Below are 10,196 nucleotides of genomic sequence, written 5' to 3'. Positions count from 1 at the left end.
GGAAGTGACTTTCGTGGCTGACGACGACAAGTACGTGGAATACCTCAAGCGGGTCACGGGGGAGCTCCGGCAGACCCGCCGCAGGCTGCGCGAGGTCGAGGACCGCAGCCGGGAGCCGATCGCCGTCGTCGCGATGAGCTGCCGCTTCCCCGGCGACATCCGGTCGCCCGAGGACCTGTGGCGGCTCGTCGACGACGGCGGGGACGCCATCGGCCCCCTGCCGGAGGACCGGGGCTGGGACATCGCGGACCGTTACGACCCGGACCCCGACCGGCCCGGCACGTTCTCCACCCGGGAGGGCGGCTTCCTGCGCGACGCCGCCTCCTTCGACGCCGCCTTCTTCGGCATGAGCCCCCGCGAGGCCCTCGCCACCGACCCGCAGCAGCGGATCCTGCTGGAGGCGTCCTGGGAGCTGCTGGAGCGCGCCGGGATCCGGCCCCGGACCCTGCGCGGCAGCTCCACCGGCGTGTTCGTGGGCGCCGCGACCTCCGGCTACGGTCAGGGCCCGGTCGAGGTGCCCGAGGACGTGCACGGCCTGATGCTCGCCGGGAACGCCACCTCGGTCGCCTCCGGCCGTATCTCCTACGTCCTGGGCCTGGAAGGGCCGACGGTCACCGTCGACACCGCCTGCTCCTCCTCCCTGGTCGCCCTGCACTGGGCGGTGCAGGCCCTGCGGGCGGGCGAGTGCGACCTCGCCATGGCAGGCGGCGTCGCCGTGATGGCCACCCCGGGCCTGCTGTTCGAGTTCAGCAGGCAGCGCGGCCTCGCTCCCGACGGACGCTGCAAGGCCTTCGCCGACGCCGCGGACGGCACCGGCTGGTCCGAGGGCGTGGGTCTGCTGCTGGTGGAACGCCTCTCCGACGCCCGCCGCAACGGACACCCGGTGCTGGCCGTGGTCCGCGGCTCCGCCGTGAACTCCGACGGCGCCTCCAACGGTCTGACCGCGCCCAACGGACCCGCGCAGCAGCGCGTCATCGAGCAGGCCCTCGCCAGCGCCGGGATCACCGCCGCGGACGTCGACGCCGTCGAGGCGCACGGCACGGGCACCACCCTCGGCGACCCCATCGAGGCCCAGGCCCTCCTCGCCACCTACGGCCGTGCCAAGGACGCCGCACATCCGCTGTACCTGGGTTCGTTGAAGTCGAACCTCGGCCACACCCAGGCGGCGGCCGGCGTCGCCGGCGTCATCAAGACGGTCATGGCCCTGCGGCACGGACGGCTGCCGCGCACACTGCACGTGGACCAGCCGTCCACGCACGTCGACTGGGACGCCGGTCACGTCCGGCTGCTCACCGAGGCCACCGACTGGCCGCTGACCGAGGGACGTCCCCGCCGCGCCGCCGTCTCGTCCTTCGGCATCAGCGGCACCAACGCCCATGTCGTCCTGGAGGCCGCGCCCTCCGAGACCGACAAGGCCGAGGGGACCCAGGGAAGCGACGAGGCGGGTGCGGCCCCCGCGACCGCCGTGCGGCTGCCGCTGGCGCCCTGGCTGCTGTCCGCGCGCGGCGCCGAAGCGCTGCGCGCCCAGGCCGCCCGCCTCCTCGAGCACGCCGACGCCCACCCCGCCGACGACCCGCACGTCACCGCCCGCGCACTCGCCGGAACGCGGCAGACCTTCGACCACCGGGCCGTCGTCCTCGCCGAGGACACGGCCGGCGCCCGCGCCGCCCTGCGCGCCCTCGCCGCGGGGGAGGAGCACCCGGACGTCGTGACGGGCCGCACCCTGCGCGGCGCGACCGCGTTCCTCTTCTCCGGCCAGGGCGCCCAGCGGCCCGGCATGGGCCGCGAACTGTACGGCGCGTTCCCCGCCTTCGCCCGCGCCTTCGACGAGGTCTGCGCCCATCTCGACCCCGAACTGGGCCTGAACCTCAGGAAAGCCGTCCTCGAAAGCGCCCGGGACGACGAGGCGCTGCGGGAGACCGGCCTGGCCCAGCCCGCCCTGTTCGCCGTCGAGGTCTCCCTCTACCGCCTGCTGGAATCGTGGGGCGTCACGCCCAAGTACGTTCTCGGGCACTCGCTGGGCGAACTCTCCGCCGCCCACGTCGCCGGCGTGTGGTCGCTGCCCGACGCCTGCCGGCTCGTCGCCGCCCGCGGGCGGCTGATGCAGGCCCTGCCGCGAGGCGGCGCCATGGTCTCCGTCGAGGCCGCCGAGGACGAGGTGACCCCGCTGCTCGCCGCACACGGCGACGCCGTGTCGGTCGCCGCCGTCAACGGCCCGCGCGCCACCGTGATCTCCGGTGACGAGACCGCCGTCGAGGCCGTCGCGTCCGCACTCGAGGCCCGCGGCCGCACCGCCCGCAGACTGCGGGTCTCGCACGCCTTCCACTCGGCGCGCATGGACGCCGTCCTGGACGACTTCCGGGCAGTCGCCGAAAGCGTCACCGCGCACCCCCCGCGCCTGACCGTCGTCTCCGACCTCACCGGACGTCCGGCCACGGCCGAGGACCTGGCGTCGGCCGACTACTGGGTGCGCCACCTGCGCCACACCGTCCGCTTCGCCGACGGCGTCGACTGGCTCGCCACCCACGGTGTCACCCGCTACCTGGAGCTCGGCCCCGACGCCACCCTCAGCGCGCTCGCCCGGACCGCTCTGCCCGACGACGGCGCCGACCGCCTCTGCGTGCCCGTGCTGCGCAAGGGCCGACCCGAGTCCCACACCCTGCTCGCCGCCGTCGCCGCCGCCCACGTCCACGGCGCCTTCGTCGAACTGGAGGCCCTGCTCGGCAGCGACCCGGCCGACCCGCGGGTCGACCTGCCCACCTACGCGTTCACGGGGGACCGCTACTGGCTGCGCCCCTCCCTCGGCGCCGGCGACGTCACCGGCGCCGGCCTCGTCGGCGCCGGCCACCCGCTGCTCGGGGCCGTCGTCCGCGTCGCCGACGACGACCGGGTCCTGCTCACCGGGCGGCTGTCCACCCGAGCCCAGCCCTGGCTCGCCGACCACACCGTGTCCGGCACGGTCCTGCTGCCGGGCGCCGCGTTCGTCGAACTCGTGCTGCGCGCCGGCGACGAGGTCGGCTGCGGTCTCCTGGACGACCTCACGCTCGAAGCCCCGCTTGCGCTCCCGGACGCCTCCGGCGTCCAGCTCCAGATCGCCGTCGGGGCCCCCGACGCAGACGGCCGCAGACCGGTCACCGTGCACTCCCGGGCCGACGCCGACGACGAGGGCCCCTGGACCCGGCACGCCGCCGCCGTCCTCGCACCGGCGCCCGCCGCACCCGAGGCCGAGCCCGTCGCCTGGCCTCCCGCCGACGCCCGCAGCGTCCCCCTGGACGGCTTCTACGACGCTCTCGCCGTCCAGGGCTACCAGTACGGCCCCGCCTTCCAGGGCCTGCGGGCCGCGTGGCGGTCAGGCGACATCTGGTACGCCGAGGTGACCCTCCCGGAGGACCAGCACCGCGACGCCGCCCGCTTCGGCCTGCACCCGGCGCTGCTGGACGCCGCCCTGCACGCCCAGCTCGCCGGCGCCGGCGACGACAGCGGCGACGGCGACGGCGAACCGCAAGGCGTGGGCCTGCCGTTCGCGTTCAGCGGCGTCACGCTGCACGCCGTCGGCGCCACCGGCCTGAGGGTCCGCCTGGAGCGCGGTCCCTCCGGCGCCGTGAGCCTGCACCTCGCCGACGGCACGGGACGCCCCGTCGCCACCGTCGGCTCCCTCGTCAGCCGCCCGGTCTCCCCGGCCGCGCCGCACACCTCCCGGCCCGCCGACGGCGCCCTGTACGCGGTGCGCTGGAGCGACACCGCGCTGCCCGACGCCCCGGTCGCCGACGGCCTGCGGCTCGCCGGCGACGATCCCGCGGGCCTGGTCCCCGCCTGGCCGGCGCTCGGCGCCGACGACGCCCCCTCGGCCGTGGTCCTGCCGTGCGTCTCCGCTCCCGGCGAGACCCCGGCCGGCATCGCCGGCCGCGTCCTGACCGGCCTGCAGACACTGCTGGCCGATCCGCGCACCGACAGCGCCCCGATCGTGATCGTCACGCGCGGCGCCGTCGGCGCGGTCGACGGCGAGGACGTCACCGACCTGTCCGCGGCCGCCGTCTGGGGTCTGGTCCGCTCGGCCCAGACCGAGAACCCGGGACGCGTCGTCGTCGCCGACGTCGACGACACCGCAGCCTCCCGCGCGGCCCTCGCGGCCGCCGTCGGCGCGGGGGCGACCCAGTTCGCCCTGCGCGACGGCATGCTGCTCACCCCCGCGCTGACCCGAATCCCCGCAGCCGACCGGGCGCCCGTCTGGGACGCCGAGGGCACGGTCCTCATCACCGGCGGCACCGGTGCGCTCGGCGCGCTGGTCGCCCGCCGTCTGGTCGCCGCGCACGGCGTGCGCTCCCTGGTGCTGACCTCCCGGCGGGGCGCCGAAGCCCCCGGCGCCCGCGAGCTGACCGACGAACTCACCGCCCACGGCGCCGTCGTACGCGTCGAGGCGTGCGACGCCGCCGACCCGGAAGCCCTGGCCGACCTCCTCGGCACGCTGCCCGCCCAGCGGCCGCTGCGCGCCGTGGTGCACACCGCCGGCGTCCTCGACGACGGCGTGTTCGGCTCGCTCACCCCCGACCGGCTCGCCGCCGTGCTGCGGGCGAAGGCGGACGCCGCGCTCACCCTGCACGAGGCGACCCGGGACGCCGACCTCACCGCGTTCGTCCTGTTCTCCTCGGCCTCCGGCCTGCTGGGCGGCGCCGGACAGGCCAACTACGCCGCCGCCAACACCGTCCTGGACGCCCTGGCCCACCACCGCCACGCCACCGGCCTGCCCGCCACCTCGCTGGCCTGGACGCTGTGGGACCACGACAGCGGCATGACCGGAGGCCTCGGCGAGGACGGCCGGCGCCGCATCGCGGCCTCCGGACTGCCCGCCCTGGACCCGGACCGTGCCCTGCGCCTGCTCGACGAGGCTCTCGCCGCCGGCGAGCCGCTGCTCGCGCCGCTGCGCACCGACCCCGCCGCGCTGCGCTCCGCCGCCTCGGCCGGACGGCTGCCCGCCCTCCTGCACGGCCTCGTCCCGGCGGCCCCCGCCCGGCGGACCGCCCGCGCCGCGGACGCGGACTCCTCCGCACTGAGCCGCCTCCTGTCCGGCCTGTCCGCCCCCGAACAGGAGCGCCACCTGCTGGAGCTGGTCCGCCGCCATGCCGCCGTCGCCCTCGGCCACGGCTCGGCCGGCGCCGTCGACGGCGAACAGTCCTTCAAGGACCTCGGCTTCGACTCCCTCAGCTCCGTCGACCTGCGCAACCGCCTCAACGCCGAGACCGGACTACGGCTGCCGGCCACGCTCGTCTTCGACCACCCCCGCCCCACCGCGCTCGCCCGTCACCTCGTACGCGAACTCGCGGGTGCCACCGAGGAGTTCGCCACCACCCGGGCCGCAGCCGGCGAGGACGACCCGGTCGTCGTCGTCGCCATGGCCTGCCAGTACCCCGGCGGGGTCGCCTCCCCCGAGGACCTGTGGCGTTTCGTCTCCGAGGGCGGCGACGCCATCGGCGCCTTCCCCACCGACCGTGGCTGGGACCTGGACCGCCTGCCCGGCCTGGAGGCCGGATTCCTCTACGGCGCCACGCACTTCGACGCCTCCCTCTTCGGCATCGCACCTCGCGAGGCCCTCGCCATGGACCCCCAGCAGCGGCTGCTGCTGGAAACCTCCTGGGAGGTCTTCGAACGCGCCGGGATCGATCCGCTCTCCCTGCGCGGCAGCGGCACCGGCGTCTACGTCGGCGCGATGGGCTCCGGCTACGCCTCCGGCCTGGCCGACATCCCCGAAGGCATGGAGGGCTACATCGGACTCGGCGTGTCCGGCAGCGTCATCTCCGGCCGCGTCGCCTACACCTTCGGCCTGGAGGGGCCGACCATGACGGTCGACACCGCCTGCTCGTCCGCGCTGGTCGCCCTGCACCTCGCCGCCCACGCCCTGCGCCAGGGCGAGTGCTCGATGGCCCTGGCCGGCGGGGTCACGGTCATGGCCACCCCCGGCACCTACACCGAGTTCACGGCCCAGAACGGGCTGGCCGCCGACGGCCGCTGCAAGGCCTTCGCCGCCGCCGCCGACGGCACCAGCTTCTCCGAGGGCGTCGGCATGCTCCTGCTGGAACGCCTCTCCGACGCCCGCCGCCAAGGCCACCCCGTCCTCGCCGTGATCCGCGGTTCCGCCACCAACCAGGACGGCGCGTCCAACGGCCTCACCGCCCCCAACGGCCCCTCCCAGGAGCGCGTCATCCGACAGGCGCTGGCCTCGGCCGGGCTCGCCCCGTCCGACGTCGACGCCGTCGAGGCGCACGGCACCGGAACCACCCTCGGCGACCCCATCGAGGCCCAGGCGCTGTTCGCGACCTACGGCCGCGAACGCGACGCGGAACCCCTGCTGCTGGGATCCGCGAAGTCCAACTTCGGCCACACCCAGGCCGCCGCGGGAGCCGCGGGCGTCATCAAGATGGTCATGGCCATGCACCACGGCGAACTGCCGCGCACCCTGCACGTCGACGAGCCCTCCCCGCACATCGACTGGTCCAGCGGCGCCATCGAGCTGCTCACCGAGGCCCGTCCCTGGCCGGCCCGCCCCGACCGGCCGCGCCGCGCGGGCGTGTCCTCCTTCGGGATCAGCGGCAGCAACGCCCACGTCGTCCTGGAGGAGCCGCCCGCCGCCCAGCCCGCCGCCGAACGGGCGGCGCCCGCCGCCGTGCCCCGGGTGCACCCCCTCTCCGGGCACACCCCGGACGCGCTGCGCGCCCAGGCCGCCCGGCTGCACACCCACCTGCTGCGCCACGAGGACGACCCCCGCGACCTCGCCCGCACCCTCGTCGTCGCCCGCCATCCGCACGCCCACCGCGCCGCCGTCGTCGCCTCGGACCGCGCGGAACTCCTGGCCGGGCTCGCCGCCGTCGCCGCCGGCGAGCCGGACGCCCGTACCGCCACCGGCGCCGCCGGCGGCGCACGGCTCGCCCTCCTGTTCAGCGGACAGGGCGCCCAGCGCCCCGGCATGGGCCGCGACCTGTACGACGCACACCCCGTCTACGCGCGCACCTTCGACGAGGTGTGCGCCGGACTCGACCTCCACCTCGACGGACCGCCGCTGCGCGACGTCGTCTTCGCCGCCCCGGACAGCGCCGAGGCCGCCCTGCTGGACCGCACCGCCTACACGCAGGCCGCCCTCTTCGCGTACGGCACCGCGGCCCACGCCCTGGTCCGGTCCTGGGGCGTCCTGCCCGACGTGGTCGCCGGGCACTCCATCGGCGAACTGACCGCCGCCCACGTCTGCGGAGTCCTCGACCTGGCCGACGCCTGCGCCCTGGTCGCGGCCCGGGGCCGGCTCATGCAGAACCTGCCCGAGGGCGGCGCCATGGCCGCCCTGGAGGCGACCGAGGACGAGGTCCTGCCCCTGCTGGAGGACCGGGCCGACCGCGTCGCCGTCGCCGCGGTCAACGGACCGGTCTCCGTGGTCGTCTCCGGCCACGCCGAGGACGTGGAGGCGATCACCGCCGAGTTCGCGGCCCGCGGCCGCAAGACCCGGCGCCTGCGGGTCAGCCACGCCTTCCACTCGCCGCTGATGGACGCCATGCTCGACGAGTTCCGCGCCGTCGCCGCCCGCGTCCGCTTCCACCACCCCACCGTCCCCGTCGTGTCCAACGTGACCGGCGACCTCGCGGCCGGCGACGACCTGACCACCCCCGACTACTGGGTGCGCCACGTCCGCCGGGCCGTCCGCTTCGGCGACACCGTCCGCACCCTTGAGGCGAACGGCGTCACCCTCACCCTCGAACTCGGCCCCGACGCCACCCTCACCACCCTGGTCCAGGACGGCCTCAGCGCCTCCGCCGCGGTGACCGCCGTACCCCTGACGCGCCGCGACACGCCCGAGGGCCGCTCCGCGCTGCTCGCCGCCGCCACGCTGTACGTGCACGGGCTCGGCGACGTGCCGGCGCCGCCGGCCGACGCCGGGGCCCGGCCCGTGCCCCTGCCGACGTACGCCTTCCAGCGCGAGCGCTTCTGGCTGGAGGCGTCCGCGCCGGCTGCCGCCGCGGCCGGCCAGGAGACCGCGTTCTGGAAACTCGTCGAGTCGACGGACGCCTCGGCCCTCGCCGAGCGCCTCGCGGTCGACGCCGACGCCCCGCTCAGCGCCGTACTGCCGGCCCTCGCCGCCTGGCGCGGCGAGGACCGCAGGCAGGCGGAGATCCAGGGCTGGGAGCACCGTGTCGTGTGGCGGCCCACCACGGAGAACGCGGCCACGCCCGCCGGCGCCTGGGTCCTCGCCGTCCCCGACCGGCTCGACGGCGGAGCCTGGGCCGCCTCCGTCGCGGACGCGCTCACCGCGCACGGCGCCCACGTCCGTGTCCTGCCCGTCGAATGCGCCACCGCCGACCGCACGGTCCTGGCCGCCGCCCTGGGCGCCCTGCGGCAGGACGACGACGGGCCCTGGACGGGCGTGCTGTCGCTGCTCGCCGCCGACACCGCCGCGCTGCCCGGACTCGACGCCGTCCCGGCCGGCCTCGCCGCGACCTGCGCCCTCGTCCAGGCCCTCGCCGACGGAGCCGCGGGCACCGACGCGGTCCGCCTGTGGGCGCTCACCGCGGGCGCCGCCGGCGTCCTCGGGACGGAGGCGCCCGTCGTCCCCGAACAGGCCGCCGTGTGGGGACTGGGCCGCACCGCCGCCCTCGAACACCCGCAGCTCTGGGGCGGTCTGGTGGACCTGCCCGCGGGCACCGACACCGCCCTCGCGCACGACGTGGCCCGTCGCCTGGCCGCGGCGCTGGCCGACCGGGCAGGCGAGGACCAGATCGCCGTACGGCCCGCCGGGACGTTCGTGCGCCGCCTCGAGCGCGTTCCGGCCGGCGCGCCGCTGGCGGCCGCGCCCGACTGGTCCGGCACCGTCCTGCTCACGGGAGCCACCGGAGCACTCGGTCTGCGCACGGCCGCCTGGCTCGCCGCGCAGGGCGCCGCCCGCATCGTGGCCGTCAGCCGGTCCGGCGCGGGTTCCGACGGCGCCTCCCGCCTCAAGGACGCGCTCGCCGACTCCGGCACCGAACTGGTCCTGGCCGCCTGCGACACCGCCGACCGCGACGCGCTCGCCGAACTGCTCGCCGAGCACCCCGTCGACGCCGTCGTGCACACCGCGGGCGTGCTCGACGACCGGCTTCTCGACGGCATGGACGCCGCAGCCCTGGACCGCGTCCTGCGGCCCAAGCTCGCCGCCGCCCGCCATCTCGACGAACTGACGCGTGGGCGCGAACTCACCGCGTTCGTCCTGTACTCGTCGATCTCCGGCACCCTCGGCACCATCGGCCAGGCCAACTACGCGGCGGCCAACGCCTATCTGGACGCCCTGGCCGAACAGCGCAGAGCCGCCGGGCTGCCCGCCACGTCGCTGGCGTGGGGGCCGTGGGCGGGCGGCGGCATGGCCACCGCCGACGCCGACAGCGAGAACCGCATGCGGCGCGGCGGCATCGACCCGCTCGACCCCGAGCGGGCGGTCGACGCCCTCGGCCGGGCCGTCGCACGCACCGACGCCGTCCTCGCCGTCGCCGACATCGACTGGGCACGCTTCGCGCCCGGCTTCACCACCTCCCGGCCCAGCCCGCTGCTCGCCGCACTCCCCGAGCTCCGTGACCTGCACGCCCGCCGCCCGCAGAGCGCCACGGGCGCCCCGCAGGCCCTGCGCGAACGGCTCGCCGGACAGTCCGCGGCCGAACGCGAACGCACCCTGACCGCTCTGGTGCGGACCGAGGCCGCCGCCGTCCTCGGCCACACCGGCACCGACCGGGTCGGTGCCGCCACGGCGTTCAACGCCCTCGGCTTCGACTCGTTGATGGCGGTAGAGCTGCGCAACCGGATCGGCGCCGCCACCGGCCTCGCCCTGCCCGCCACCCTGCTGTTCGACCAGCCGAGCGCCACCGCGCTCGCCGGGTATCTGCGCGGCCGGCTCTCGGACGACGCCGAAGGCGCCGAAACCGTCCTCGCCGGGCTGGACTCCCTGGAGGCGGCCCTGAGCGCACTGGCACAGGACGACGTCCGGCGCGACCGCATCGGCGCCCGGCTGCAGTCGCTCCTCACAGGTTTCACCGGCTCCACCGGCGGCGGTGCCGCCGTCGTCCCCGCCACCGACGGGGACGACGTCAGCGACCGGATCCAGTCCGCCGGCGCGGACGAGATCTTCGACTTCATCGAGAACGACCTCGGCATCTCCTGACGGCGTGGCCAAGGGACCTGAGAACGGGTGACAA

General features: G+C 76.5%; 1 protein-coding gene. It reads left to right on the top strand.

All coding sequences use genetic code 11. The features are described 5' to 3' along the window. Nucleotides 1–13 precede the first annotated feature (13 nt). On the top strand, nt 14–10,162 hold the full coding sequence (locus Sri02f_RS44425; protein WP_109006223.1) for a type I polyketide synthase: 10,149 nt from the start codon (nt 14–16) through the stop codon (nt 10,160–10,162). The last annotated feature ends 34 nt before the right edge of the window (nt 10,163–10,196 follow it).

Source organism: Streptomyces rishiriensis, assembly GCF_003112535.1.
GTDB lineage: Bacteria > Actinomycetota > Actinomycetes > Streptomycetales > Streptomycetaceae > Streptomyces > Streptomyces rishiriensis.
Note: the sequence above shows the minus strand (reverse complement) of the source record. Positions and strands in the feature narration are given on the sequence as shown.